This window comes from Pseudomonas sp. MF09150 (assembly GCF_059862355.1).
Genome location: NZ_JCBCUS010000002.1, coordinates 20663 through 46974, shown reverse-complemented (window position 1 = coordinate 46974; position 26312 = coordinate 20663). Strand labels below are relative to the sequence as shown.

25 protein-coding genes and 1 pseudogene are annotated in these 26312 nt (G+C 63.4%); 9 read left to right on the top strand and 17 right to left on the bottom strand.

What is annotated here, in order from left to right; genetic code table 11:
- From AC19YX_RS09760 to cpaB, 5 genes are read right to left on the bottom strand one after another with little or no spacing between them, the layout of a single operon-like run.
- The gene (locus AC19YX_RS09760; protein WP_078469648.1) at positions 1–882 is read right to left on the bottom strand and encodes a type II secretion system F family protein; all 882 of its coding nucleotides are present in this window, start codon (positions 880–882) and stop codon (positions 1–3) included.
- Between the two features lie 14 nt (positions 883–896).
- Positions 897–2171: a TadA family conjugal transfer-associated ATPase gene (locus tag AC19YX_RS09755; RefSeq protein ID WP_201129274.1), complete on the bottom strand. Its 1275-nt coding sequence runs from the start codon at positions 2169–2171 to the stop codon at positions 897–899.
- A complete protein-coding gene (locus tag AC19YX_RS09750; RefSeq protein WP_500606157.1) occupies positions 2168–3358 on the bottom strand; it encodes a CpaE/TadZ family protein in 1191 nt (396 codons plus the stop codon). The genes AC19YX_RS09755 and AC19YX_RS09750 overlap by 4 nt, the downstream gene beginning before the upstream one ends.
- Positions 3355–4599, bottom strand: coding sequence for a type II and III secretion system protein family protein (locus tag AC19YX_RS09745; RefSeq protein ID WP_500606156.1), 1245 nt, complete (start codon positions 4597–4599; stop codon positions 3355–3357). The genes AC19YX_RS09750 and AC19YX_RS09745 overlap by 4 nt, the downstream gene beginning before the upstream one ends.
- An 18-nt stretch (positions 4600–4617) precedes the next feature.
- Positions 4618–5556, bottom strand: coding sequence for a Flp pilus assembly protein CpaB (gene cpaB, locus AC19YX_RS09740; protein WP_078469652.1), 939 nt, complete (start codon positions 5554–5556; stop codon positions 4618–4620).
- 336 nt (positions 5557–5892) lie between these two features.
- On the opposite strand from cpaB, the gene AC19YX_RS09735 reads away from it, so the two are divergent.
- The 3 genes from AC19YX_RS09735 to AC19YX_RS09725 all read left to right on the top strand — a co-directional run bounded on the left by AC19YX_RS09735 (position 5893) and on the right by AC19YX_RS09725 (position 6861).
- On the top strand, positions 5893–6099 hold the full coding sequence (locus AC19YX_RS09735) for a Flp family type IVb pilin (protein ID WP_078469653.1): 207 nt from the start codon (positions 5893–5895) through the stop codon (positions 6097–6099).
- Positions 6100–6178: 79 nt separating this feature from the next.
- Positions 6179–6388, top strand: a complete 210-nt coding sequence (locus AC19YX_RS09730) for a Flp family type IVb pilin (RefSeq protein WP_078469698.1) — start codon at positions 6179–6181, stop codon at positions 6386–6388.
- A 56-nt stretch (positions 6389–6444) separates the two neighbouring features.
- Complete coding sequence (locus AC19YX_RS09725; protein WP_043230252.1) at positions 6445–6861, top strand: response regulator; 417 nt, start codon at positions 6445–6447, stop codon at positions 6859–6861.
- A gap of 182 nt (positions 6862–7043) precedes the next feature.
- Here AC19YX_RS09725 and AC19YX_RS09720 read toward each other — a convergent pair whose 3' ends face one another.
- Complete coding sequence (locus AC19YX_RS09720) at positions 7044–8711, bottom strand: ShlB/FhaC/HecB family hemolysin secretion/activation protein (protein ID WP_078469654.1); 1668 nt, start codon at positions 8709–8711, stop codon at positions 7044–7046.
- 191 nt (positions 8712–8902) lie between these two features.
- The gene (locus tag AC19YX_RS09715; protein WP_201129278.1) at positions 8903–10423 is read right to left on the bottom strand and encodes a collagen-like triple helix repeat-containing protein; all 1521 of its coding nucleotides are present in this window, start codon (positions 10421–10423) and stop codon (positions 8903–8905) included.
- A gap of 417 nt (positions 10424–10840) precedes the next feature.
- Here AC19YX_RS09715 and AC19YX_RS09710 point away from each other — a divergent pair, with 417 nt between their 5' ends.
- The gene (locus AC19YX_RS09710) at positions 10841–11290 is read left to right on the top strand and encodes a DMT family transporter (RefSeq protein WP_020299355.1); all 450 of its coding nucleotides are present in this window, start codon (positions 10841–10843) and stop codon (positions 11288–11290) included.
- Between the two features lie 8 nt (positions 11291–11298).
- On the opposite strand, the gene AC19YX_RS09705 is transcribed toward AC19YX_RS09710, so the two are convergent.
- A complete protein-coding gene (locus AC19YX_RS09705) occupies positions 11299–12153 on the bottom strand; it encodes a MaoC family dehydratase (protein ID WP_500606155.1) in 855 nt (284 codons plus the stop codon).
- A gap of 2 nt (positions 12154–12155) precedes the next feature.
- The gene (locus tag AC19YX_RS09700; protein WP_500606154.1) at positions 12156–13508 is read right to left on the bottom strand and encodes a 3-oxoacyl-ACP reductase; all 1353 of its coding nucleotides are present in this window, start codon (positions 13506–13508) and stop codon (positions 12156–12158) included.
- A 185-nt stretch (positions 13509–13693) separates the two neighbouring features.
- Here AC19YX_RS09700 and AC19YX_RS09695 point away from each other — a divergent pair, with 185 nt between their 5' ends.
- Positions 13694–14971 (top strand): acetyl-CoA C-acetyltransferase, encoded by a 1278-nt coding sequence (locus tag AC19YX_RS09695; protein ID WP_500606153.1) that lies wholly within the window; start codon positions 13694–13696, stop codon positions 14969–14971.
- Between the two features lie 41 nt (positions 14972–15012).
- On the opposite strand, the gene AC19YX_RS09690 is transcribed toward AC19YX_RS09695, so the two are convergent.
- Together AC19YX_RS09690 and AC19YX_RS09685 are read right to left on the bottom strand one after the other, a co-directional pair.
- Positions 15013–15741 carry a methyl-accepting chemotaxis protein gene (locus AC19YX_RS09690; RefSeq protein WP_421548916.1) on the bottom strand — a complete coding sequence of 243 codons (729 nt, stop codon included), beginning with the start codon at positions 15739–15741 and terminating at the stop codon, positions 15013–15015.
- A 129-nt stretch (positions 15742–15870) separates the two neighbouring features.
- Positions 15871–16803 (bottom strand): annotated as a pseudogene (locus AC19YX_RS09685) (cache domain-containing protein); the annotation flags it as partial.
- Between the two features lie 645 nt (positions 16804–17448).
- Between AC19YX_RS09685 and AC19YX_RS09680 the strand changes: the two are divergent.
- Positions 17449–18345: a PA4780 family RIO1-like protein kinase gene (locus tag AC19YX_RS09680; protein WP_020299360.1), complete on the top strand. Its 897-nt coding sequence runs from the start codon at positions 17449–17451 to the stop codon at positions 18343–18345.
- 173 nt (positions 18346–18518) lie between these two features.
- On the opposite strand, the gene cueR is transcribed toward AC19YX_RS09680, so the two are convergent.
- From cueR to AC19YX_RS09665, 3 genes are all read right to left on the bottom strand, one after another.
- Positions 18519–18932 (bottom strand): Cu(I)-responsive transcriptional regulator, encoded by a 414-nt coding sequence (cueR, locus tag AC19YX_RS09675; protein ID WP_078469661.1) that lies wholly within the window; start codon positions 18930–18932, stop codon positions 18519–18521.
- A complete protein-coding gene (locus tag AC19YX_RS09670; protein ID WP_500606152.1) occupies positions 18929–21325 on the bottom strand; it encodes a heavy metal translocating P-type ATPase in 2397 nt (798 codons plus the stop codon). Before AC19YX_RS09670 ends, cueR begins: the two co-directional genes overlap by 4 nt.
- Positions 21326–21441: 116 nt before the next feature.
- Complete coding sequence (locus tag AC19YX_RS09665) at positions 21442–21825, bottom strand: hypothetical protein (RefSeq protein WP_500606151.1); 384 nt, start codon at positions 21823–21825, stop codon at positions 21442–21444.
- A 147-nt stretch (positions 21826–21972) separates the two neighbouring features.
- Between AC19YX_RS09665 and AC19YX_RS09660 the strand changes: the two genes are divergently transcribed.
- Positions 21973–22170, top strand: a complete 198-nt coding sequence (locus tag AC19YX_RS09660; RefSeq protein ID WP_020299364.1) for a heavy-metal-associated domain-containing protein — start codon at positions 21973–21975, stop codon at positions 22168–22170.
- Between the two features lie 95 nt (positions 22171–22265).
- On the top strand, positions 22266–23462 hold the full coding sequence (locus AC19YX_RS09655) for a multidrug effflux MFS transporter (RefSeq protein ID WP_078469664.1): 1197 nt from the start codon (positions 22266–22268) through the stop codon (positions 23460–23462).
- A 1-nt stretch (position 23463) separates the two neighbouring features.
- Here AC19YX_RS09655 and AC19YX_RS09650 read toward each other — a convergent pair whose 3' ends face one another.
- The 3 genes from AC19YX_RS09650 to AC19YX_RS09640 form a co-directional block, all read right to left on the bottom strand.
- On the bottom strand, positions 23464–23643 hold the full coding sequence (locus AC19YX_RS09650; protein WP_020299366.1) for a hypothetical protein: 180 nt from the start codon (positions 23641–23643) through the stop codon (positions 23464–23466).
- Positions 23644–23918: 275 nt separating this feature from the next.
- Positions 23919–24932: a zinc-binding alcohol dehydrogenase family protein gene (locus tag AC19YX_RS09645; RefSeq protein WP_500606150.1), complete on the bottom strand. Its 1014-nt coding sequence runs from the start codon at positions 24930–24932 to the stop codon at positions 23919–23921.
- Between the two features lie 31 nt (positions 24933–24963).
- Positions 24964–25257: a putative quinol monooxygenase gene (locus AC19YX_RS09640; protein ID WP_201129294.1), complete on the bottom strand. Its 294-nt coding sequence runs from the start codon at positions 25255–25257 to the stop codon at positions 24964–24966.
- Positions 25258–25376: 119 nt separating this feature from the next.
- Between AC19YX_RS09640 and vimR the strand changes: the two genes are divergently transcribed.
- Positions 25377–26306 carry a transcription regulator VimR gene (vimR, locus tag AC19YX_RS09635; protein WP_078469667.1) on the top strand — a complete coding sequence of 310 codons (930 nt, stop codon included), beginning with the start codon at positions 25377–25379 and terminating at the stop codon, positions 26304–26306.
- The last annotated feature ends 6 nt before the right edge of the window (positions 26307–26312 follow it).

Sequence of the window (26312 nt, the reverse complement as noted above, 5' to 3'; positions counted from 1 at the left end):
TCAGATACTCCGCAACATGCGCCACAGCGCCAGGCAGCCGAAAGCTTGCAGGAGAATGGCGGTGATCAGCATGGTCCTGCCGCTCGGGTCGTTCCACATGCCGAGCATGTAGCCCGGGTTGGTGGCCATGAAGTACGCCACCAGCAGCAACGGCAAGGCGCCCAGGACCCAGGCGGTCATGCGGGTTTCACCGGTCAGTGCGCGCAGTTGCCGTGCGCCCTGGTCGCGCTCGCGAATCAGCTTGATCAGGTTTTCCAGCAGCTCGCTGGCGTTGCCGCCATAACGGTGATTGACCTTGAGCCCGAGGGCGAACATGCGCAGTTCGTCCTGATCGTACAGCTCGGCAAAATCATGCAGCGCCTCCGGCAGGTTGACCCCCAGTTGCACGTTGCGCTCGACCCGGCCCATGGCGGTTTTCAGCGGCGGGCTGCTGGCGTCGATGCTGCCCAGTACCGCGTCGGCCAGGGTGCGTCCGGATTTCAGGCTGCGCACGGTGTGGTCGAGCAACTGCGGCAACTGCTCGATCATGCGTTTGATCCGGCGCTTGTACAGCCAGGCGACGTAGGTGCGCAATGCCAGGGGCGGCAACAGCACCAGGCACAGTGCGCCGACCCAGCCCGCCGCTGCCAGGGCCAGCAGCACCGAGAGCGCCCACAGGGCCAGCCACAGCCCCAGGCGTTCGGTGGGGCGTCCCAGGCCGGCCCGCAGGAAGGCCCGTTCGAGGCCAGTCCAGGTAGTTTTCTCCGGCACCAGTTCCGGCTGTCCTTCGGCCAGGCGATTGAGCACCTTTTCGGTGTTGGTCTTGCGGATGCCGTTGTAGAACAGCCACAGCGAGAGGCCCAGGAGCACCAGGCAAATCAGGGCCAGCAAGGGACCGATCATGGGCTCGCTCCGCCTCAGTTAAGGCTCAGGTCATGTTCGCGACGCAGCTTGTCGCCCGCCGGGTTGATCGCCTCGCGCAGGAAACCGAAGCCGTTGCGTCGATCGAGTCGAAACAGGGTGTTGGTGACGTAAATGTCATCGCGCACACCCACCACCTCCACCACTTCACTGACACAGCGCCGGCCATCGGGCATGCGCGTCAGCTGGATCACCACATCCAGCGCGGCGCAGATCATCTGGCGCAGGGTACGTTCGGCGATCTGGCGACCGGTCAGGCCCACCAGGGTTTCCAGGCGCAGCAAGGCGTCCTGGGCGGTGTTGGCGTGCACCGTACTCATGGAGCCGTCGTGCCCGGTGTTCATCGCGGTCAGTACGTCGAGCACTTCGACGCCGCGGATCTCGCCGAGGATGATCCGGTCCGGGCGCATCCGCAGGGCGTTGCGGATCAGGTCACTGGCTTTCACTTCGCCATGGCCTTCAGCATTGGGCGGACGGGTTTCCAGGCGCACCACATGAGGGTGGCCCAGTTGCAGTTCGGCCACGTCCTCGATGGTGACCAGGCGTTGGTGCGGGTTGATCAACTGGCTGAGGATGTTGAGCAAGGTGGTCTTGCCGGTCCCGGTCCCGCCGCTGATGAGGATGTTGCAGCGCTTGCTCACAGCCTCCTGGAAAAATTCGAAGATCGCCTGGTCGATGGTCTGCATGGCCACCAGATCGGCGCTCTTGAGCATGTCCTTGCGAAACTTCCGAATCGACAGGCAGGGCCCGTCGAGGGCGATCGGCGGGATGATGGCGTTGACCCGGCTGCCATCGGGCATGCGCGCATCCACCATCGGCGAGGACTCATCCAGGCGTCGGCCGAGGGGCGCGAGGATCCGTTGCATCACCCGTTCGACATGGTGCGCGTCGATGAACCGCAGGTCGCTCTGGTGCAGCACGCCGTCGCGTTCGACGAACACCCGGTGCGGGCCGTTGACCAGGATCTCGGTGACGGCCGGGTCCCGAAGCAACACTTCCAGCGGGCCGAAGCCGGTCAGCTCATCGACTATCTCTTCGGCCAGGCGCTCCATTTCATAGCGGGAGATGGCTAAGTGCATGCGGGCGATGTACTCCGCCACCTTGTCGGTGACGAACTGCGAAAGGTTCTGCCGCGAGCCTTCCAGCAGGTTTTTTCCGGACTCTTCGATGGCGTCGATGATGTAGCGATGCAGGACCAGTTTCAGCCCTTCATGGTCGGTGTTGCCGACCGGGCCGCGCGATTGTGCGCCGAACAGTTTTTCTCCGTTCATTTGGTTCCTCGCATGCGGTTGAACCAGTTGGACTTGGGTTTGGCCAGGCCTTCGGAGCGCTTGGCCAGGCGTTCGCCAAGAACGCGCAGGGACTGGGTGAGGTTTTCCCGGGGGGCCATTTCAAACAGGGTGACTCCCTGGTTCTTGGCGTTCAGGCGCACCTCCGGGCTATGGGCCAGGGCTGCGATCACTTCCAGGCCGAAGGTCTTGCCCAGGGTGTCGGAGTCCGGGGCGACATTGCGCAGGTAGCGGTCCACCAGCAGCCGTGCATGGTCCAGTTTCATGCCTTTTTCGCGCCACAGATTGAGCACCGCCAGATTGCGCCGGCAGTCCAGAACGCTCTGGTCGGTGGACCACAGCAATTTGTCGCAATGGCTGACAAACGTGCGCAGGGCCTCGCTGTCGGGCTGCCCGGTGAGGTTCACCACAATGTGCTGGAAGTGCTGGCGCAGAGCGCTGAGCAGCATGTAGAGCTCGGCGGCGCTGGTGCGATCGAGGGGCTCGTCATTGGCCGCATAGGCGAGAATCCGCAGGCCGGCCTCGGCGGTGGTAAAGGCGCTGTCGATCAAGGTCGAATCCAGGCGGCGCAGATGGCGCAGGGCATCGCCGAAGTGGAACGAACTTTCCAGGCCCAGCAGCGCCAGGCTGTCACCCGGAGGCAGGCCCAGGTCCAGCAGCAGGGTCTGCTGTCCGCTTTTTTGCACCACCAGCGCCAGATGGCTGGAGATCAGGGCGCCGTCGGTATCGCTCTTGGTGCCGTAGAGCACGGTCAGGCCGCCGAGCAGAGTGCTCGGCGCCACCGGGGGCAAGCGTTTGCTCAGGCGCCTGACCAAGCCGGCGACTTCGCTGGAGCGCGAGCCATAGGCGACGAAATCCCGTGCACCGGCGCGCATCGCATTGAGCACCAGTTGATTGTCCATGCCGTCGCCCAGCGCGACGATGGCCAGCATCGGCTTCGCCTCCAGGGCGCCCTCGATCAAGGCCGACTGGGCCACGACGTGCTCGCGGTCGAGGCCGATGAACACCAGGTTGGCGAACGTGACGTCGACCAGGGCCAGCAACTCGTCGAGGCTGCCGCCGCCGGCACTCACCACCTGGCCCAGGGGCGCGAGGGCGCCTTGCAGCCACTCCAGGTCGGTGGCGTTGCGGGTGATGGCAAGAAAGGTCTGGCTCAGGCTTTGGCTCATTGCGATAACCCACTGCGTTTATCGAAGTTACCGTTTTCCAGGAAGAACATGCGGTAGAAGTTCGGGTCGTAGTTGCGCAGGCGTTCGCCGGGCAGGGATGGCAGCCGGGCATCGGCCGCCAGCGGCTGCACCAGGTGCGGGGTGACGATCATCAGCAGCTCGCGTTCTTCGCGGCTGATGTTGGTGTCGCGAAAGAACGCACCCAGTACCGGGATATCGCCCAGGCCCGGGAATTTGTTGACCTGGGAGCTGTTGCGGGTGCTGATCAGGCCGCTGATGACGAAGCTCTCGCCGTCGGCCAGGGAAATACTGGTGTCGGTGCGGCGTATGGTCAGCGCCGGAACCTGGGTACCGGCTATGGTCACGGCGTTGCTGTAGTCGAGCTCGCTGACTTCCGGGGCCACTTTCAGGCTGATGCGCTGGTTGTCGACGATGGTCGGGGTCAGGGTCAGGCGGATGCCGAACTCCTTGTATTCGATGGTGACGCTGTCGCTGCCGGCACTGGGTACCGGAATTGGAATCTCGCCCCCGGCCAGGAAGCTTGCACTCTGTCCGCTGAGGGCCACCAGGCTGGGGCGCGCCAGGGTGTAGGCAAAGCCGCTGCCCTCAAGGGCGTTGATCAGGGTCAGTACCCGGCCGTTGCCGAAACCGAGGTTGAAGCTGCCGTTGTCCAGAGGAATGTTGGTCCGCGCGCCACCGAAAGTGGGAGTGGTGCCGCCGGTATTGGGCGCGGTTCCCGGGGCGCCGAACAGGAAGTTGCTACCACGGCCGAAGATCGAGGTGCTGGCTTCCTTGAGCTTGGTGCGGCTGACCTCGACAAAGCGGATATCGGTCTGGACCTGGCTCGGCAGCAGCGGGTCTTGCGAGGCCAGGGCCACGCGCCCGGTCATGTCGGTCGTCGCCCGGCCCTGGACGAACACCATGCTCTGGCGCGGGGTGCTGGCGCAGGCGGTCCAGATCATCAGGGTGGTGGCGCCCGGCGCCATGCCGGTCAGCAGGAACGCCTTGTCGCCGTTGGGGTGGACGTCGGCGATTTTCGGGTCGCCCACCGCCAGCCGGGTGATGGCTACCGGTGACTGCAGCTCCTGCTGCAGGCCTTCGCCGATTTGCAGTACGGCGGGTAACGGTGCCAAGCCGCCGCAGCCTGCGGTACTGGCGGCCAGCACTTGACCCATAGGCTGGCTGGCCAGCATCAGGGTCAGGAGTGCGGCTTGGGACATCAGCATGGAACGACTGCGCATGTGTGCATCCTTGCTCAATCAGGGAGTTTGTTGGGTGACCTGGTTACCGCGAATCACCTCGACCGCACGGCGGGTTCCGCCGCCATGCGTCGCCGGGCTCGCGGGGCCGCTGCCAAGGGCCAGTTGGGTGAACTGGAACAGGTTGCTGTTGGCGGCATCGATATTGGCCAGGGAGTCCTGATCCCCGGCCCAGTAGCGCGCCAGGCGCTGCTCCTCGCTGCTGCGCACGGCCAGGCGCAGGGTGCCGACCTGGGTCGCGAGCATCATCCGACTCAGCAGTTGTTCCGGCACTGCCAGCACCACCGTGCGTGCGGCCAGCCGCCGTTGGTCCTGCTTGATTCGTTCATCGACGCTCAGCGCCGGGGATGCCGGTTTGCCGTCGTTGGTCAGGCCCAGCTGGTCGCCTACGGCCAGTACCCGCATCGCCGGGACGGCAATCTGGGCCGATTGCTGGAGGTTGGTGGCGTCCTGGCGCAGGAACAGCAGCACATCGACGTAATCCCCCGGGCTCAGTTGGCCGGCGGCGCCTATCACCTCGTCTACCGCGACTGCCAGGGCCCGTTCATCGGGGTGGATCATGCGGGCCAGGGCACCGCCGGTGGTGAAGCTTTCGTCGCTGAGCCAGGTGCCGCCGGCCAACTGGCGCCAGGGCGTGCGCCCGACGGCCTGGTCGATGCTGGTAAGGCTGCCGGGCGGCACTGTGCGCAGCCGCTCCAGGGTCAGGTCGGCAGCGCTGAGGGCGACAAACGGCGGCACATCATGGGCCAGGACCACCACCGGTTGGCGGGTCTGGTCCTCGGCCGTGGCGACGGTTTTTTCCACGGTACCAGGGGTGGCGGGCTGGGCGACCGGAGCCGGCGGCGGGGGCTGGCGGCTGACAACCAAGCCCCAGTAACCGACGAACACCGCACCCAACAGCAGCAGCCCAGCCAGAATCATGGTGACGCGACTGTTCATATTAGGTTCTCCCTTTCCTGCTGCACTACTAAGCCTGCGCTTGCAAATGACTCAACATCGCAAATAAGGCAGCTATGAACATGCAACTATTTCGCTATTTGAAGGTAGCCCAGCTAGGACGAAACGCCATTACTCCTCTGAAAATAACTAACGAAAGTATGATGAGCGCCATTGAATCAAGGTTTTCTGGCGTCAACCTTCCAATTAATACTTAGTGATTAATCAGTTCTTACAGTTGTAGGTCGGCCGATTGTTGACAATGCTCTGGTTGCAAAGAAGGTCAATGTTGCAGCGCAGTAGTGTTATATCGGCGCCCTTGGCGCAAGGAGAAGTAAGATGATTCTTCAATATCTGATACTCAGAGCACGTCTTTTCTTCGACCGAACCGAAGGTGCCTCAGCGATCGAATATGCGATTGTGGTAGCGATGGTGGCGGTTGTCGTGGTGGCTTTCGTGACCCCAATGGGCGCACGGGTCCTGGCCATTTTCAACAACGTTCTGGTCGCCCTGGGAGGTACCGCGGTCACTCGTCCAACCCCATGACAGCCGCTCGTTGATCTTGATGATGTAATCAGCCGGGAGCATCGGGTTGCCGGCTGGTTGGTCGCTACGGGGTCTGTCCATGATTCTTGACTATCTTGTACTGCGCATGCGCCTTTGGCTGCTCTGCACCGAAGGCGCCTCTGCGATTGAGTATGCAATCGTGATCGCCATGGTCGCTGTGGTGGTATTGGTCTTCGTGACCCCTGTGGGCGACCGCGTTGTAGCGATATTCAACAACCTGCTGGTGGCTCTGCAAGGCACGGCGGTGACACGACCAACGGTGCCTTGAGGTCGATTGTTGCCTGCGATCAAGGTCTCCCAATATTCAGCGCCAAGGTGTTGCTCATGACTGCTTCATCGTCTCCACGCCAGCAGCTTCTCCTCGTGGACGACGAGGAGGATGCAGTGCTTGAACTGGCCGAGCTGCTGGAAGGCGAAGGCTTTTGCTGCTTCACCGCAACCTCGGTAAAACTCGCCCTGGCCCACCTCACGCGCCATCCGGATATCGCATTGGTCATCACCGACCTGCGCATGCCGGAGGAAAGCGGCCTGTCGTTGATCAGGCGCCTGCGCGAGCACACCTCGCGCCAGCACCTGCCGGTGATTGTCACGTCCGGGCACGCCGACATGGATGATGTCAGCGACCTGTTACGACTCCAGGTACTGGATCTGTTTCGCAAACCCATCTATCACGTGCGCCTGCTGGAAACCCTCGACAACTTGTTTCCCCAGCCTAAGTTGCACTTGGTGGGGCCTCACTAGATGCAGGTGATCCAATGGCTGGGTGTCGGCTAGTTGAGGACGTGCGGAAAAGTTTGTAAGCCTGTCGATACTTTCAAGTAGCAACAGGCTACTCAGGTTTCTGGGAAAACCGTCTGCAACATATGAATGAATAACAACAAGACAACCCGTCTGGCGCGGGTTGTTTTTGTGGGGGTGTTCAACTAAAGCTGGTAACTGAAGCTCAAGGTGTAGCGTGGGCGCCGGTTGTAAGTGTCCAGGGCTTCATCGGACATCGGCTTGGCGACCTCAAGGGCGATGTTGTAGTACTTGGCGTCACCGAAGCGCAGGCCTGCCGCGGCCGAAGACATATCGCTGCCCTTGATCTGCAGTTCGTTGAACCAGGTCTTCGCCCGGTCCAGCACCACGTAGGGTTGCAGCACCCTGACCCAGGCGCCTTCGCGATAGAAGCTGTAGTTCACTTCATAGGCCACGCCCCAACCCTTGTCGCCCAGGCCCTGGTCGTCCGGGTAGCCACGGCCGAAGTTCTGCCCGCCGAAAGTCGCGCGTTCGCTGTCTGGCACGGTGTCGTCGGTCCAGTACAGCGCGGCCGACATCACCCCCTGCCAATTGTCGAGAAACTTGTCACTCTGCACCCCGGCCAGGCGCAGCCGGAAGAAGTCCAGGTCCAGCTTGTTGTCGGTCTTGGCCCCCATGCCATCGATGCCCTGGTACATCCCGGCGCTGAGGATGCGCAGTTGGCGCGGGTCGGATTTGCTCCAGTCGCCTTCAAAGGCCACGGCGCGGGTGTTGGTTTTTTCATCCAGGGTCAGCGATGTGCCGTTTACCTTGTAGCGGGTCTTGTCGTTGATCGCATACAAGCGTGCGCCGGCGCTGAGCATTTCGTTGGGCGAGGCAATGAAGGGGTGGGTGAGGCCGATGGAAAAACGATCGTTCTCGCGGTGCGGGTCCAGCTCCAGGCCGTTGCCCAATTGCAGGCTGGCGCGTGGGTCGGCACGGTAGCGGGTGCCGTAGAGCACCAGTTGGGTGCCTTCGGCGTTGATGAACTGGTTGTAGTCCACGCGGTAGTACTTTTCGTGGTCCTTGCCTGGCGGAAACAGCCCGCTGATGCCCAATTGCTCGCCCATGGAGGTCTGCGAGTTGCTGCTCACTCCCAGCAACGCCTGCAGGCCGTTGCGGTTGTCCTCGGTGGTGCCCAGGGTGCTGGTGAACGGTTTGCGGCTGGCCTGGGCAATCAGGTAAGTCGCGCCATCGGTGGTGCCAGGAGGCGGAACCTGTGCTTGCAGGGTCACCCCTGGCACCCGGCTCATCAGGGTGGTGTAGCGCTCGAAGGTCTTGCGCGTCAGTGGCCGTTCGGCCTTGAGCTTGGCCACCAGTTTGTCCAGGTAGGCCGAGACCGGGCCGATATCGCCCTGCAACTGGTAGTCCTTGATATAGCCCTCCACCAGTACCACGCGTACCAGGCCCTGGTCGAAATTCTGCTGGGGCAGGAAGGCGTAGGACAGCAGGTAACCGTCCTGCTGGTAGCGGCGAGTGATATTGCGCGTGGCCTCGATCAGCGCGCCAAGGTTGCTTTCGTGCCCGATCAGCGGTTGGTAGATCGCCGCCAGCTCTTCGAGGGGGTAGACGGTGCCGCCTTCGATCTGCAGCTTGCGGATGGTGACCTTGGTCCCCGTCATCAGGGGCTGCCCCTGAGCGGCACTCGGCTCCGGCAACTGCAATTGCGGGGTGGCCGGGCGATAGGCATCGGCCGGCAGGTTGGGCTGGGGCAGATTGCGGATGGTGTCGTTGCCATTGAGAAAACGCGGGAGGGAGTCAGCGTGAACGTAAGAGCAAAAGCCCAGTAACAGCAAGGAAGCCAAAGCGCGCATAGGACACTCCATGGTCAAACCGCAGCATCGCGAAAAATCTTCAGTCGAGTCGTCCGTCAGGATCTTGGTCGAGATGGGAAACGCAAAACTGTCCTGCTCCAAAAAGAAAAAGACGAGAGACTCATCTGAATCTCTCGTCCCAACCAAGCGTAGGCGCTGTAGGTAAGGCCGTCGAATCGGCCAGGTGCAATTTATTTTTTGCCGCCGCCCAGTGCGCCGGTCAAGCCACCCAATACGCCACCCAGGCCACCGCTGACGCCGACCCCGGCTCCCGCACCGACACTGGCGCTGCCACCCAGGCTACCGGTCAAGCCACCCAGACCACCCAGACCGGCACCGCCTGTGCCGCCGTTGACCAGGCCACCGACCGAGGCCACGGCACCGCCCAGGCTGGTGACGGTTTGGCCCAGGGCACCGGCCACTGGATTGCCGTTGCCGGCGCTGAGGGTGGTGCCGACGCCGCTGACTGCGCCGCCCACTTGGCCCAGCAGGCCGCTGACCGGGCCGCCGAGGCCGGTGGCTGCACCGACTTGTTGAGTCAGGCCGGTGACGCTGCTGGTGACCGGGTTGAGCGCCGAGCCGAAGTTGCCGCCGACACTGGCCAGAGGAGCACTGACCACCAGGTTCGGGCTGCCGCTGCCGCCGAGGGCGCCACCGACCGAAGCGATCAGGCCGCCGATCGAGGCACCGGCCACGCCGCCAGCGCTGACCACGCCATTGTTACTGCCGGCGTTCAGGCCATTGCTCAGATTGGCCACTGCGCCGCCCACGGTTTCCAGCAGGCCGTTGTTGTTGCCGGTGCCTCCAGTACCTGTGCCAGTGCCGTTGGGGCTGACATAGCCGCCGACTTTGCCGACCGCGGTGCCGACGTTGCTCAGGGCGCCACCGAGGGTATCGGTGAGCGGGTTGCCATCGCCGGCATCGGTGACCTTATCGCCGACACCGTCCACAGCCTGGGCGACCCCGTTGAGTACCCCTTTGACCGGAGCGCCGAGACCGGTTGCGCTGCCGACTTTGCCGGTCAGGCCTTCAGCCAGGGTGACCACGGGCACCAGGACATTGTTGCCCACACCATCGGTCAAGTTGCCGACCGGGCCGCTGCTGGTAACGGTATTCAGGGTGTTGCCGAGCATGGTCACCTTGTCCCCCACGCCGTCCAGGACCGGAGCGACTTTGGTGACGATGCCACCTACCACGGGAACGCTTTGGGTCGTGGTGGCGAGTTTGCCGCTGAGGTCGGAAACACCGTTGCCGACATCGCTCACTACATTGCCCACCACGGCTGTGGTTTTGCTCACGGCTTTAGGGTCGGTACCCAGTTTGCCGAGGCCGTTGGTCAAGCTCGAACCCACGGTGTCGACCACATTGCCGGTGGTATTGACAGCGCTCTGGACCACGCCGCCGACCACTGGAACCGCGGCCAGGGAGTCGCCCAGGTCGCTGACGCCATTGCCTACGCCGCTGACGGTGCTACCAACGGTGGACACCAGGCTGCTGGTGACCAGTGGGGTGGTAGTGCCACCGCCTGTACCGCCGCCTGTGCCTCCACCGGTGCCACCGCCAGTGCCGCCGCCGGTACCGGTGGTGCTGTCAGGGGTGGAGCTGCTGGAACTGCTTTTGTGGCCGCCACCGCCGCTGCTGCAGCCTGCCAGGCTGAGAGAGAGGATAAGGGCTACTGCTGTGCTTGCTTTCAACCAAACTTGAGTGTTCATGAGAGAAATTCCTTGCACCTGTACAACGTTCGTTGTTTTCGATAGCTCTCCAGTTCTGTCGCTGGGGATGCCTTCGTCCGTTGTCTACATAAAAGGCTCAGGGGCTGTTTCCCACCATTCTCAACTTGGTATTAACAACTTATATATTCGCTCTCAGGCCTCGCGTAGTGACTAATACCAAGGGTAGGGGTGACGGTATTGTGTTGCGATAAAAGCCTTATAAATCAAAGGCTGTCAGTTTTCTGCCGGCGGGTGTGAGGTGGCTTAAAACTTAAGTTATATATATACAATTAATCATTGGATTCAGCGCTCAAGGCGCTGGGTGAGGGGGATTAAAGTGTTGGCCCGTTACACCTATCTTTATCGCCGGGCGGATTAACCTATACTGCGCAGCCAAAAATCCTGCCGGAGTTCCCTATGCCCGCCCCAGTCTGGTGGCTGTTGTGCCTGCCTTTTATTGCCGGCGCCTTTTTGCCCCTGCAAGCCGGAATCAATGGCCAGTTGGCCAAACAGGTCAGCAGTGTGCTGGCCGCCGCCCTGATTTCCTTTTTTGTCGGGACCCTGGCCCTGTTGGTGCTGGTGATGATGCAGCGTGAAGTGCCGAGCCTGGGGGCGCTCAAGGGCCTGACCTGGTGGCATTGGTGCGGTGGCCTGCTGGGGGCTTTTTTCATCACCACGGCGGCCTTCGCCGGCCCGCGGATCGGCGCCATGCTGTTTATGTCCCTGGTCCTGGCGGGCCAGCTGGGCATGGCGCTGGCCCTGGACCACTTCGGCTGGGCCGGTTTTCGCGAGGCGCCGATCAGTGTCGGCAAGGCCGCCGGGCTGGTGTTGATCCTGGCGGGGGTGTTCCTGATTCGTCGCGGTTGAGACGCCCCTCAGGCAATCGGGCGCCAGGTGCCCAGCATGTGCTGCAACTCGCCTGCACCCACCAGTTGCAGATCGCCGCTTGAGCCCGGCGCGCTGCTCAGGAGCGTGACCTCGCTGGGCAGGCGCACCGGTTTCCTGAACTCCACGGCAATCTCGATGTTCGCCGCCGGCAGATGCTCCGCCAGCGCGGCCAGGGTACGTGCCTTGTTCCACAGGCCATGGGCGATGGCCTGGGGGAAGCCGAACAGTTTGGCGCTCGCAGCACTGAGGTGGATCGGGTTGTAGTCCCCGGACACCTTGGCATAGCGCCGCCCGATGTCCGCCGGGGCTGGCCAGCGCGTCAACTCTTCAAGGGCGGCGGATGCCTGCAGGCTATCGGCCGGCGGCGTACCGGGCAGCTCCACACCTTTGCACAGCATCCGGCTCTCGGCTTCCCACAATGGGCCAAGCTGGTCGTCGACCTGGGTGATGACATCGAACACCGCGCCCTTGGCATGGGCTTGCAGATTGCGCACCCGCACCCCGACCTGCAGCCGGCCGACACCCCCCAAGGGGCGGATGACACGGATCCGGTTGGCCAGGTGAATCAGCCCCAGCAACGGAAACGGAAAGTCCTTGGCGGTCAGCAATTGCATCTGCAGGGCGAACGCCAGCACGTGTGGATAAGTGGGCGGCAGCAGGCCGTTCTCGGCAAAGCCGCAGACCTTGCGATAGGCCGCAAGGTTGCTGGGCTCGAGATCCAGCCACAACCGCAGGCCGGATTCGGGGAGCTCGGTGCCGGTGATCTTGCGGCGCAGGGCGGCCCGCAGGTACAGCTCGGGCAGCTTGGGTGGGGCGTCGAGTTGGTGCCAATGCTCAGCCATGGTCATGCTCCCAGTACGCTTTGCCCGCAGACGCGCAGGGCTTGTCCGGTGACCGCGCCGCTGCCGGGCTGGGCCAGCCAGGCCACGGCTTCGGCGACGTCCTGCGGCAGGCCGCCCTGGCCCAGGGAGCTCATGCGGCGCCCGGCTTCGCGCAGGGCGAAGGGAATATGTGCAGTCATCTGGGTTTCGATAAACCCCGGTGCCACCGCGTTGATACTGATGGCGCGTTGCTGCAACAGCGGCGCCCAGGCCTGGGCCAGGCCGATCAGACCGGCCTTGCTCGCGGCGTAGTTGGTCTGCCCGCGATTGCCGGCGATGCCGCTGATGGAGGCCAGCAGAATCACCCGACCTTCGTCATGCAGGGTTCCGCTGTCGAGCAGGGCCTGGGTCAGGACCTGCGGCGCATTGAGGTTGACCGCCAGCACCGCATCCCAGAATTCGGGCGTCATGTTGGCCAGGGTCTTGTCGCGGGTGATGCCGGCGTTGTGCACCACGATGTCGATGCCATCGGGCAATTGTTCGATCAATTGCTCGGCGGCGTCGGCGGCGCAGATGTCCAGGGTAATGCTGCGCCCGCCCAGGCGTGCGGCCAGGGCTTCAAGATCGGCCTTGGCCGGGGGCACGTCCAGCAGCACCACGTCGGCGCCATCCCGGGCCAGGGTTTCGGCAATCGAGGCGCCAATGCCCCGGGCGGCCCCGGTGACCAGGGCCTTGCGCCCGGCCAGGGGGCGACTCCAATCCTGCACCTGGGCCGTGCAGGCCTGCAGGCGCACGACCTGGCCGGAGATGAACGCGCTCTTGGGCGACAGGAAAAACCGCAGCGCCCCTTCCAGCTGTTCTTCGGCACCGGCCCCCACGTACAACAATTGCAGGGTGCCGCCGTCGCGCAGCTCCTTGGCCAGGGAACGGCTGAAGCCTTCCAGAGCCCGCTGGGCACTGGCGGCGAAGGGTTGGTCGAGGGTCTCCGGGGCGCGGCCGAGAATCACCAGATGGGGGCTGTGATCGAGGTTTTTCATCAGCGGCTGGAAGAACTCGCGCAGCTGTTTGAGCTGGTCGGTGTGGACCAGGTCACTGGCATCGAACACCACCGCCTTGAGCTTGGGCCCGTGGCCGGGAATCCATGGGGTGCCCAGGCTGGGGTCGTTGCCGTAGTGATAGGTGGCATCGGTCAGGCGCTTGGCTAACTCGCCCACCTGCTGCGCCAGTGGCCCGCCGCCGATCAGCAGGGCGCCGTCGATGGGCCGCAGGCGACCGGCCTGCCAGCGTTCCAGGCGTACCGGTGACGGCAGGCCAATGGCCGAGACCAGACGATGGCCGAAGGCCGAATTGGCGAAGTCGATATAACGGTCAGACATGGAATGCTCTCCGATTCAGGCTGTCTGAAAACTACTGCGTGCTGAACGCGTTCGGCGCCCGGTCCACTCTCAGCCTGGTTGCTGGGGGGTTAAGACTGTGGACCACCTCGGGCCTTCAGTCGTTCGATCCACGAGATACAACCTACGCTTGTGGGTTGTCGCACTCACAGAATAGGGAGCTTTCCATGACTCAGCTGCGCCGCGTCGCGATTATCGGCGGTAACCGCATCCCCTTTGCCCGCTCAAACGGCCCGTACGCCACCGCGAGCAACCAGGCGATGTTGACTGCAGCGCTCGAGGGCCTGATCGAACGTTACAACCTGCACGGCCTGCGCCTGGGGGAGGTCGCTGCGGGGGCGGTGCTCAAGCACTCGCGGGATTTCAACCTGACCCGCGAATGCGTGCTCGGCTCGCGCCTGGCGCCGACCACGCCGGCCTATGACATTCAGCAAGCGTGCGGCACCGGCCTGGAAGCCGCGTTGCTGGTGGCCAATAAAATTGCCCTGGGGCAGATCGAGTGCGGGATTGCCGGCGGTGTGGACACCACCTCCGACGCGCCGATCGGGGTCAATGAGGGCTTGCGCAAAATTCTGCTGCAGGCGAATCGGGAAAAGAGTCTGGGCGACAAGCTCAAGACCTTTCTTCAGTTGCGTCCCCATCACCTCAAGCCCGAGCTGCCGCGCAATGGCGAGCCCCGCACCGGGCTGTCCATGGGCGAGCATTGCGAACTGATGGCGCAGACCTGGAACATCCCCCGCGCCGAGCAGGACCAACTGGCCCTGGAAAGCCATCAAAAAATGGCCGCGGCCTACGCCGAAGGCTGGCACAACGATCTGATCACGCCCTTTCTTGGCCTGACCCGCGACAACAACCTGCGCCCGGACCTGACCCTGGAAAAACTCGCCAGCCTCAAGCCGGTGTTCGAGCGCAGCGCCAAGGGCACCCTGACCGCCGGCAACTCCACACCGCTGACCGATGGTGCTTCTCTGGTGCTGTTGGGCAGCGAAGCATGGGCCAAAGAACGCGGCTTGCCGGTGCTGGCCTACCTGCGTGATGGCGAGGCGGCGGCGGTGGATTTCGTCAACGGCGCCGAAGGCCTGCTGATGGCGCCGGTGTATGCCGTGCCGCGCTTGCTGGCGCGCAATGGGCTGACGCTGCAGGACTTTGATTACTACGAAATCCATGAGGCGTTCGCAGCCCAGGTGCTGTGCACCCTCAAGGCCTGGGAAGACGCGGACTACTGCAAAAACCGCCTCGGGCTTGAGGCACCGTTGGGGGCTATCGACCGCAGTCGCCTCAACGTCAAGGGCAGTTCGCTGGCGGCGGGGCACCCGTTTGCGGCCACGGGCGGGCGCATCGTGGCCAATCTGGCCAAGTTGCTGGAGGTGGCAGGGCAGGGGCGCGGGCTAATCTCGATCTGCGCCGCCGGAGGCCAGGGCGTGACGGCGATTGTCGAGCGCTGAAGGGGGGGGCGCCTGCAGGATAGGTGCAGGCGCCGCTTGCATCAGGTCTTGAAGCGGCGGACCAGGCTGTCCAGTTCATCGGACAAGCCGGCGAGGCTCTGGGAGTCCAGGCGCGCCGAGTTGGCCAGTTCCGCCACCAACTGCGCATCGCCATGGATCTGGCTGATGTGGCGGTTGATGTCTTCCGCCACCTGATGCTGTTCTTCGGCGGCGGTGGCGATCTGGGTGTTCATGTCGCGGATCACGTCCACCGACTCGCGGATCTGCCCGAAGCTGCTGCGCGCCAGACCGATACGGCTCACCGACTGCTGCGACACTTCCAGGCTGGCGTGCATCTGCTGGGTCACCGCACTGGTGCGCTTGGCCAGGTTGCCCAGCAGGCCGTCGATTTCCGCGGTGGAATCGGCAGTGCGTTTGGCCAGGGCGCGCACTTCGTCGGCCACCACGGCAAAGCCGCGGCCCTGTTCACCGGCACGGGCCGCTTCAATGGCCGCGTTCAGGGCCAGGAGGTTGGTCTGTTCGGCAATTGAGCGGATGGTGCCGAGGATCGACTGGATGTCATTGCTGTCGCGTTCCAGTTGTTGCATCGACTGCGCCGACTGTTCGATTTCCTGGCTCAACTGATCGACGCTGTGCACGGCGGCGTCGATCTGCTGCTGGCCTTCCCGGGCCTGGCGCTGGCCGCTGTCGGCCGACTCGGCGGCCTGGCTGCAGGAGCGTGCGACTTCGTTGGCGGTGGCGACCATTTCGTGGAACGCGGTGGAGACCATGTCCACGGCTTCGCGCTGGCGTCCGGCGGCTTCGGCCATGTCGCTGGAGACCTGGGTCGAACTGCGGGAGGTGGCGAGAATCTTGTTCGCCGCCTGGCCGATGCTCTGGATCAGGTTGCGGATCGCGGTCAGGAACTGGTTGAACCAGTTGGCCAGTTGCGCGGTTTCATCGCTGCCCCGGATGTTGAGGTTCTGCGTCAAATCGCCTTCGCCCTGGGCGATGCCTTCCAGGCCGCTGGCCACACTGCGGATCGGGCGCACGATCACGCTGGCGAAACTGGCGCCCACCACCGCGAACAGCACCGCCAGCACGCCGGCAATGATTGCGATCAGCCAGGTCAGTTGGGTCGCTGCGCCCATCACTTCGTTCTGCTTGATCAGGCCGATAAAGGTCCAGCCCAATTGCTCCGACGGCCAGACGTTGGCCATGTAGCGTTCGCCATTGAGTTCGACCTCCACCAGGCCCTTGCCGGCCTTGGCCAGTTGGGCATAACCCGCGCCTAGGCTGTCGAGGGCCTTGAAGTTGTGTTCCGGCAGCTTCGGGTCCACCAGCACGGTGCCGGTGTTTTCCAGGAGCATCAGGTAGCCGGACTCGCCCAGTTTGATCTGCTTGACGATCTCGGTGAGCTGCTTGAGCGACACGTCGATGTTGACCACGCCGCCTTGGGCGCCCAGCTGGTTGGCCACGGCGCGCACGGTGCTGACCAGCACGGCGTCGTCACCGGCCCAGTAATAGGCGGCGGTTCGTACGGTCTTGCCCGGGTTGGCCATGGCGGTCTTGTACCAGGGGCGGATGCGCGGGTCATAGTTGGACATTTTCGGGTCCCCGGGCCAGAAGGCGTAACCGCCACTGGACAGGCCGTAGGACACATAGGAGTACGCCGGGTGGCTGGCGGCCAGGCTGGCGAACAGATCAAACAACTGCTTGTCCAGCTCGCCGTCGGGGAGTTGCGCGGCATCGGCGCCGACGCGGCTTTTCACGCTGGCGTCGGCCGATTTGACCAAGGGTTGGCTGGCCAGGTAATCGACGTTCTGGCTGATGCCCTCGAAAAACAGCTGCATGGCGTTGCTGACCTGGCGGATCTCCCGGGCGCTACCGTCGACGAAATTGTCCTTGGCCTCGCTGCGCAGGTTCAGCACCACGAGCGTGGCGACCAGCACCACCGGCAAGCAGGCGATGATTGCAAACGCCCAGGTCAGTTTCTGTTTGATGTTCATCCGCGCTCCAGAGTTTTTTCTTGTAGGCCCACGACGTGCACATGACTCGCGGATTAACGGCAGCTTTAAACAATGCGGTGATTTGCGTCCGTTGGGCGGGCATCGAGCGAGGCAGGGCGAACCAATGCCGGGTGCTGACGTCTCTATCGGATTGTCGAACAAACTCCTTTTGTCCCTGATGACTTCGGCTGCATAGAGGGAAAATTGAGGTGCTTCGAGAAAATTCCTCCGCTAAACAAGGAAAAATATCTCGGCCTCTATTGGAAATGTCTGCGACTTGCATCCCCACGGCCTGGCTGCCACTGGGCTATGATCTGCGTCGGTCGATAGGCGTCGGCTGATGTGTTCGATTTATCTGGCACATTGAGTGCATCTTTACCGTTGCTATCTGCGGTTCATAGGTCGGCAACCTCTCCCCGCCATGCGAGGATTGCCGTATAACGAGTGACATTCGCGTGTTCGGTAATAAAGGACCCACAATAAAAGCTGATGAAGACTCCAAAACGCATTGAACCCCTGATCGAGGACGGTCTGGTCGACGAGGTGCTGCGCCCACTCATGAGTGGTAAAGAAGCAGCTGTTTATGTGGTGCGCTGCGGCAACGAGTTACGTTGCGCCAAGGTTTACAAGGAGGCGAATAAACGAAGTTTTCGTCAGGCGGCCGAGTATCAGGAAGGCCGCAAGGTGCGTAACAGCCGGCAGGCGCGAGCCATGGCCAAGGGCTCCAAGTTCGGTCGTAAAGAAACCGAGGATGCCTGGCAGAACGCTGAAGTGGCGGCCTTGTTCCGTTTGGCGAGTGCCGGCGTGCGAGTGCCCAAGCCGTTCGATTTCCTCGAAGGCGTGTTGTTGATGGAGCTGGTGGCCGACGAATACGGCGACGCCGCCCCGCGCCTCAATGACGTGGTGCTGGAGCCGGACCAGGCCCGTGAATATCACGCGTTCCTGATCTCGCAGATTGTGCTGATGTTGTGTACCGGCCTGGTGCACGGTGACCTTTCCGAGTTCAACGTGCTGCTGACGCCGGACGGTCCGGTGATCATCGACCTGCCACAGGCGGTGGATGCGGCGGGCAACAACCACGCGTTCAGCATGCTGGAGCGTGACGTCGGCAACATGGCGTCCTACTTCGGGCGCTTTGCCCCGGAGCTCAAGCGCACCAAGTACGCCAAGGAAATGTGGGCCCTGTACGAAGCCGGGACCTTGCACCCGGCCAGCGTCCTGACCGGTGAGTTCGACGAACCGGAAGAGCTGGCAGATGTCGGCGGGATCATGCGCGAGATCGAAGCAGCGCGTCTCGACGAAGAACGCCGGCAAGCGGTGCGTGCCGCTGACGATGCGCCTCCCGGCAAGTCCGAAGAGCCGCCGCCTCCGCCCTGGATGCAGTAAGCCTCAAAAAAATCCGGCCTTAGCCGGATTTTTTTTGCCCCTGATTCTGTAGTCGCTGCCGAAGGCTTGGGCGGCGTTCGGACGGTGGTCGGACGGGCCGCTGTGGAAAGTCAGCGGTATGAAGAGCGTTGCAGGGGGCCAGCGCAGCCTTCGGCAGCGGCTACAGCTGTGCCTCAGGCCGGAACAGGCTCGCAGCAGCTACCCGACGCCAATTCCTTGAGAATCGGACAGTCCGGTCGATGATCGCCCTGACAATGCTCCACCAGGTCCTGCAAGGTGTCGCGCAGCGCGGCCAGTTCGCGGATCTTCTGGTTCAACTCGTCGATATGCTGCCGAGCCAGGGCTTTGACATCGGCACTGGCCCGCTGGCGGTCCTGCCACAGGGTCAGCAGCTTGCCGACTTCCTCCAGGGAAAACCCCAAATCCCGCGAACGCTTGATAAAGGCCAGGGTGTGCAGGTCATCCTCGCCATACAGGCGGTAGCCGCTGTCGCTGCGATGGGCCGGCTTGAGCAAGCCGATGGATTCGTAATAACGAATCATCTTCGCGCTCAGGCCGCTGTGGCTGGCTGCTTGGCCGATGTTCATTCCAGCTTCTCCAGGTCTTTGGGTTTCCAGGTCTTCAAGAGCAGGGCGTTACTGACCACGCTGACGCTGGACAGCGCCATCGCCGCGCCCGCCAGCACCGGATTCAACAGGCCGAAGGCCGCCAGCGGGATGCCGATCAAGTTATAGACGAAGGCCCAGAACAGGTTCTGGCGGATTTTCGCATAGGTCTTGCGGCTGATCTCCAGGGCCGCAGGCACCAGGCGCGGATCGCCACGCATCAGGGTGATCCCGGCCGCATGCATCGCCACGTCGGTGCCGCCCCCCATGGCAATACCGATGTCGGCGGCCGCCAGGGCCGGGGCGTCGTTGATGCCGTCGCCGACCATGGCCACCACTCCGGTTTTCTTCAGTTCGGCGACGGTGGCGGCTTTATCCGCCGGCAGCACTTCGGCATGCACATCGGTGATGCCCAGGGCCTCTGCCACGACTTTGGCGCTGCCACGGTTGTCGCCCGTCAGCAGGTGGCTGCTGATATGGCGTGCGTTGAGTTGTTGCACCGCTTGCAGGGCGCCCGGCTTGAGGGTGTCGCCAAAGGCGAACAGGCCCAGGACTCGCAGTTGCGGACTTTGCTCTATCAGCCAGGACAAGGTCCGGCCCTCGGTCTCCCAGGCCTGGGCCGACTCGGCCAGGTCGCCGGCGCTCAGGCCGCTTTCTTCGAGCATGCGCTTGTTGCCCAGGGCCAGTTGTCGGCCGTCGAGGCTGCCGGCGATGCCGCGACCGGTCAGCGACTGGCTGGAGGTGACGTCGGCCACCGTCAATTGACGTTCGGCGCACAGGTCCAGCACCGCCTTGGCCAGCGGGTGTTCGCTGCCACGTTGCAGGGCGCCGGCCAATTGCAGCAGGGTGCTTTCATCGGTATCCACCGCGCGCAGGTGGGCGATGCGCGGTGTGCCGGAGGTCAGGGTGCCGGTCTTGTCGAATACCACGGCGCTGACTTCATGGGCGCGTTCCAGGGCTTCGGCATCCTTGATCAGAATGCCGTGGCGGGCGGCGACCCCGGTGCCGGCCATGATGGCGGTCGGCGTGGCCAGGCCCAGGGCACAGGGGCAGGCGATGACCAGTACCGCGACGGCGTTGATCACGGCGGTTTCCAGCGGTGCGCCGTATAGCCACCAGCCGATCAGCGTCACCGCTGCCAGCAGGATCACGACCGGGACGAACACCTGGCTGACCCGATCCACCAGCTTCTGGATCGGTGCCTTGCCGGCCTGGGCGTCTTCCACCAGGCGGATGATGCGTGCCAGCACGGTTTCCGCACCGAGGGCCAGGGTCCGTACCAGCAGCCGGCCTTCACCGTTGATGGCACCGCCGGTGACCTGGTCGCCCGGCTGTTTCGGCACCGGCAGGCTTTCGCCGCTGATCAAGGCTTCATCGGCGTGGCTCTGGCCTTCGATCACTTCTCCGTCCACCGGGAAGCGCTCGCCCGGCTTGACCATGACCAGGTCGCCCAGGCGCAGTGCACTGATGGCGACGTCCTGTTCGCGACCGTCGATCACTTGTATGGCTCGTTCCGGACGCAGGGCTTCCAGGGCGCGGATGGCGCTGGCGGTCTGGCGCTTGGCCCGGCTCTCCAGGTATTTGCCCAGCAGCACCAGGGCGATCACCACGGCCGAGGCTTCGAAGTACAGGTGCGGGGTGTGGCCATGCATCGCCGTGGCCCATTCGTAGATGCTCAGCCCATAACCGGCGCTGGTGCCCAGGGCCACCAGCAGGTCCATGTTGCCGGCACCGGCGCGTACGGCTTTCCAGGCAGCCACGTAAAAACGCGCGCCAAAGATGAATTGCACCGGAGTGGCCAGGGCGAACTGGGCCCAGGCCGGCAGCATCCAGTGCAGGCCAAAGGGTTCCACCAGCATCGGCAGGACCAGAGGCAGTGCGAGGAGGATGGCCAGCACCAGGGTCCAGCGTTCGCGGCGCAGGCGTTGCTGTTGGTCATCGGGCGCTTTCTGGTCGGCCTGCCACAGGCTGGCGCTGTAACCGGCCTTGGTCACTGCGTCTATCAACACCGCAGGCTCGACCTGGCCCAGCAACTCCACATGTGCCCGTTCGTTGGCCAGGTTGACGCTGACGCGGCTGACCCCCGTCACCTTGTTCAAGGCCCGCTCGACACGGCCGGCGCAGGAGGCGCAGGTCATGCCGCCGATGCTCAGTTCCAGGCTCTGGGCCGGTACGCTGTAGCCGGCGCTGTGCACCGCCTCCAGCAATGCCGGCAAGCTGTCCGTGGGCGCCTCGACTCGGGCCTGTTCGGTGGCCAGGTTGACGCTGACCGCGCGAGCGCCGACGACCTTGCTCAGGGCGCGCTCCACGCGCCCGGCGCAACTGGCGCAGGTCATGCCGGCAATGGGCAGGTCGAAGGTGGTTGATTCAGGCATCGCTGACACTCCCTGTAAAAGTTGCCTACAGGATCAACCTTGCCATGCGGGCAAGGTCAAGCGCCATGACGCGGGGTGCTTCAATTTGTCTCGCCGGCCCCGTGTGAGGCCCGCGTTCAATAACCCAGGGCGGCGGGTTTGAGGTAAATACCGGACTCGCTCATGGCGATGCGGTATTTGACGACGTCACCGGCCCTCAGGGAAATGTCCTGGGAACCCGGTGCAAGCAGGCCCGGGCTGCAACCCGGGGCCTGGCCCGGCAGCAGTTTCAGGCGCAGCGAAACCTTGCCTGGCGGCAGGTTGAACGAGGCGGACTGCTCCTGAAACAGTCGGCCTGCCAACTGATCCTGGATGTACAGGCCGATTTCGCAGGAGGTGGCGACTTCCAGGCGTTCCCTGGAAATGATCAGAACCCCGTAGTCTTCCCCGGCGGCGCTGGCCGCAGGCGCGGCTGCCAATAAACCAAGCATGCTGAATAGGCTGAAAGCTGACCAGCGCATGGCTGAATCTCCTACTGTCGTGTCATAGAGGGTCAAGCTTGGCCGAGCGCGGCGCTGATTGCCAGCCCGGCAGCGCAAAGCAGAACTTGACCTTGCCATGGTGGCAAGGAAGAGACTGGGTCCAACCCTCACAACAGGAGCAACCTCATGCAAGTATTCAATGTTCAAGGTATGTCGTGCGGCCACTGCGTCAAGGCCATCACCCAGGTGCTTCAGGCCAAGGACCCGGCGGCCGAGGTCAAGGTCGACCTGGGCGCGAAGGAGGTCGGTGTGCAAAGCCGGCTGACCGACGACGAGGTCATCGGCCTGATCAGCGGCGAAGGCTACAAGGTGCAATTGGCCTGAGTCTTTTTGATAGGTAGCGACCTATCGGAATGTTCAAGGCATCCAAGCGCGGCTAGACTGTCGGGTTGCTGACTGATGCTCGACTTGGATGCCTGATGAATTTACGCACGATCCTGATTCTGGGCGCCTTGAGCGCCTTTGGCCCGCTGGCGATCGACTTCTATCTGCCGGCTTTTCCGGCGATGGCGCTGGCGTTTGGCACCGATGAAAAACACGTTCAACTGACCCTCGCGGCCTACTTCCTGGGGCTGTCCATCGGCCAACTGGCCTATGGCCCGGTGGCGGACCGCTTCGGGCGGCGCATGCCGTTGCTGGTCGGCGTCAGTTTGTTCACCCTGGCGTCGCTGGCCTGTGCCTATGCGCCGAACCTTGAGTGGTTGATTGCGGCACGCTTCGTCCAGGCCCTGGGCGGTTGCGCAGGGATGGTGATTTCCCGGGCGGTGGTCAGCGATAAATGTGATGCCGTGGGTTCGGCCAAGGTGTTTTCCCAGCTGATGCTGGTGATGGGCCTGGCACCGATCCTGGCGCCAATGCTCGGCGGCCTGCTGGTGAACCTCTATGGCTGGCAATCGATCTTCATCATGCTCACGGCGTTCAGTGCCCTGTCCGGTCTGGCGGTGGCCCTGGGCTTGCCGGAAAGCCTGCCGGCCGGCCTGCCACGCCAGCCGCTGTCCGGTTCGTTGCGCCAGTACGGGCGCCTGCTGGCCGACCGGATATTCCTCGGCCACGCCCTGACCGGCGGCATCGCGATCGCCGGGATGTTTGCCTACATTGCCGGTTCGCCCTTTATCTTCATCAAGCTGTATGAGGTGCCGGCCGAGCATTTTGGCTGGTTCTTCGGGATCAACGCCGGCGGTTTCATCCTGGTGGCGCAGATCAATGCGCGGCTGTTGGCCAAGCGTGGCCCGACCTTCCTGCTGGCGCGCACGGTGTGGATTTACCTGGCTGCGGCCCTGGTCCTGCTGGGCATCAGTTCAATGCACACGCAAAAGCTGTGGCCGCTGTTGCTGCCGCTGTTTGTGTGTATTGCCAGCCTTGGCTGCATTATTCCCAATGCCTCGGCATGCGCCATGAACGGTCAGGGCGCACGCGCCGGCAGTGCCTCGGCCTTGCTCGGTTGCCTGCAGTTCAGTGTGGCGGCCGGGGCAGCCTGGCTGGTGGGGTTCCTGCACGATGGCAGCGCCATGCCGATGGCCATGGTGATCAGCCTGTGCGGCGTCCTCGCGGTGACGATGGCCGTGCTCACCCGGCGTTTGCAAAACGCCAGGGCAGTTGAGGCGGCGAAGCTCTGACTCAGCCGGCAGCGCGCTGCTGGCTTTCGGGGAATCGGTGGGGGGCTTGCAGACGGGCTTCCAGGGTTTGAGCGAAGGCGCGGGCTTCGGCTTCGCTGCGAAAGGTGACCGCATGCTGGTCCAGGCGGACCTGCCATTGGGAGCCTTGGGGTTTCGCCAATTCTTTTATCAGGATCTTCATTGCTGACCTCCTCGGGTAAAAGACTGCGTTGCAAAGGCCTCCAGTGTAGACCCGAATACGGTCATGAATATGACAAGCGTCAACTCTCGGACTGACGGCATTGCCCCTCCGGCAATGCCGTCTGCCCCGGCCTTCAGAACTTGTTCACGATCTAGCAAGCGACGCTCAGGCAAGGCAAAAATGGCTGAGAAAGCCCAGTTTAGGGTCCTAAATGAGCATTTCGAAGCCATTTTTAACGCCGCATGAGCTAAGCGCAGCAGATCGTGAGCGGTTTCTTAGAAGCCTTCGAGGACAATCTTGCCCTTGGCCGTGCCGCTTTCCAGCAGTGCATGGGCCCGCCGCAGGTTGGCCGCATTGATGGTGCCGAAGTGCTCGCCGACCGTGGTTTTCAAGGTGCCGGCGTCGATCAGCTCGGCGATGCGGTTGAGCAAGACATGCTGTTCTTGCATGTCTGGGGTTTCGAACAACGAACGGGTGTACATGAACTCCCAATGCAGCGACAGGCTCTTGCGCTTGAGCTTGGTCACGTCGAGGCTTTTCGGGTCGTCGATCAGCGCCAGCTTGCCTTGGGGGGCCAGGGCTTCCACCAGTTGGTCCAGGTGCAGGTCGGTCTGGGTCAGGCTGGCGACGTGGGTCACGCTGGCCTGGCCGGCACGCTTGAGTTCTTCGCTCAGCGGCTGGCTGTGATCGATCACCAGGTCGGCCCCCAGGTCCTGGACCCAACGTTGGGTCTGCTCCCGTGATGCGGTGCCGATGACCTTGAGCCCCGTGAGCTGGCTGGCCAACTGCGTCAGGATCGAACCCACGCCACCGGCGGCGCCGACGATCAGCAGGCTCTGGCCCACGTCTTCGCGGCCTTCGCGGATCTGCAGGCGTTCAAACAGCAGCTCCCAGGCGGTGATTGCGGTCAGGGGCAGGGCCGCCGCTTCAGCAAAGCCCAGGGTCTTGGGCATATGGCCGACAATCCGTTCATCGACCACGTGCAACTCGCTGTTGCCGCCGGCACGGGCGATGGAGCCGGCGTAGAACACCTTGTCGCCGGCCTTGAACAGGCTGACTTCGCTGCCCACGGCCTTGACCACACCGGCCACGTCCCAGCCCAGGACCTTGGCCGCGCCACTTTCGGGCTGGGCGTTCTGGCGCACCTTGGTATCCACCGGGTTGACCGAGATGGCTTTGACTTCCACCAGCAGATCACGGGGGCCGGCGACGGGCTCGGGGAGTTCGATGTCCTGCAGGGACTTGGGGTCGTTGATCGGCAGGGCGTTGTAATAAGCGATGGCTTTCATGCTGGGTTCCTGATGAAGGGGGCAAGGAGGGTCAGATAATCAACTGCAGGCGCTTGAGCTCGAAGTGCTCGATCGCCTCGCGGGTCTGGGCAATGAAATGCTGGAAGTGCGCGGTGTTGTTGTGAAACTCCAGGGCCGCCTCATCGTCCCAGCGCTCCAGCACATAGAAGGTATCGGGCTGCGCGGCGTCCTGGTGCAGTTCGTAGTACTGGCAGCCGGCTTCGTCTCGGCTCGGTGGAACCAGGGCGCTGAGCTCGCGCTGCAGCCTGGCCTGTTGATCGGGCTTGGCAATCAGGGTGGCAATGGCGGTGAAGGACTGGGACATGTGGTGTTCCTGAAGTAGGTAGCTAGGCGATGGACAGATGATTGGCTATTTCTCTTGAAGATAAAACCGGCTAAAAGAGCAGGCTCTTTCAATATTTTTTTGATAATGCCGGGTGCAAGATGCTGCGATTCGACGACCTGCAATTGTTTGTGCGCGCGGCCGACCTGGGCAGCCTGTCGGCCGCGGCGCGGGTCATGGACATGTCGGCGGCCGTGGCCAGCGCCGCCCTCAAGCGGATCGAACAGCAGTTGGGGGCGCGTTTGCTGGCGCGCTCGACTCGCAGCCTGCGCCTGACGGCCGAGGGCGAGGGGTTTCTCGAATATGCCCGTGCGGCCCTGAGCAACCTCGACGAAGGCCGGCGCCTGCTGGCCAGCGGCCAGGATCAGGTCAGCGGGATTCTGCAGTTGTCCGCACCCTCGGATTTCGGGCGCAATCTGCTGCTGCCCTGGCTCGACGAATTCCAGCGCGAGCACCCCAGGTTGACCCTGCGCCTGCTGCTGGGGGACCGCATCGCTGATCTGTTTCGCCAGCCGGTGGACATCGCCCTGCGCTACGGCGAGCCCGAAGACTCAAGCCTGGTGGCGCTGCCGGTCGCTCCGCAGAATCGCCGGGTGCTGTGCGCCGCCCCCGGCTACCTGGCCAGGCATGGCGAGCCGCGCCAGCTGGAGCAACTGGCGCAGCACAACTGCCTGCTTTATATGCTCGGCAGCCGAGTCCACGACCACTGGAGTTTCCATGACGGCAAGCGCGAAGTGGGCCTGACCGTCAACGGCGACCGCTTCAGTGACGATGCCGATGTGGTGCGCCTGTGGGCGGTGGCCGGGGCGGGGATTGCCTACAAGTCCTGGCTCGATGTGGCCGCCGACGTGCTGGCCGGGCGCCTGAAAGTGCTGATGCCGGAACTGCTCTGCGAGCGTGCGCCGCTGAACCTGTTGTGCGCTCACCGCGCGCAGTTGAGCAAACCGGTCAATCTGCTGCGCGAGATGCTCCAGTCGCGCTGCGCCGCGATTTCCGCCCACTACCCCGCCGGCAGCGCTTTGGATCAATGATTACAG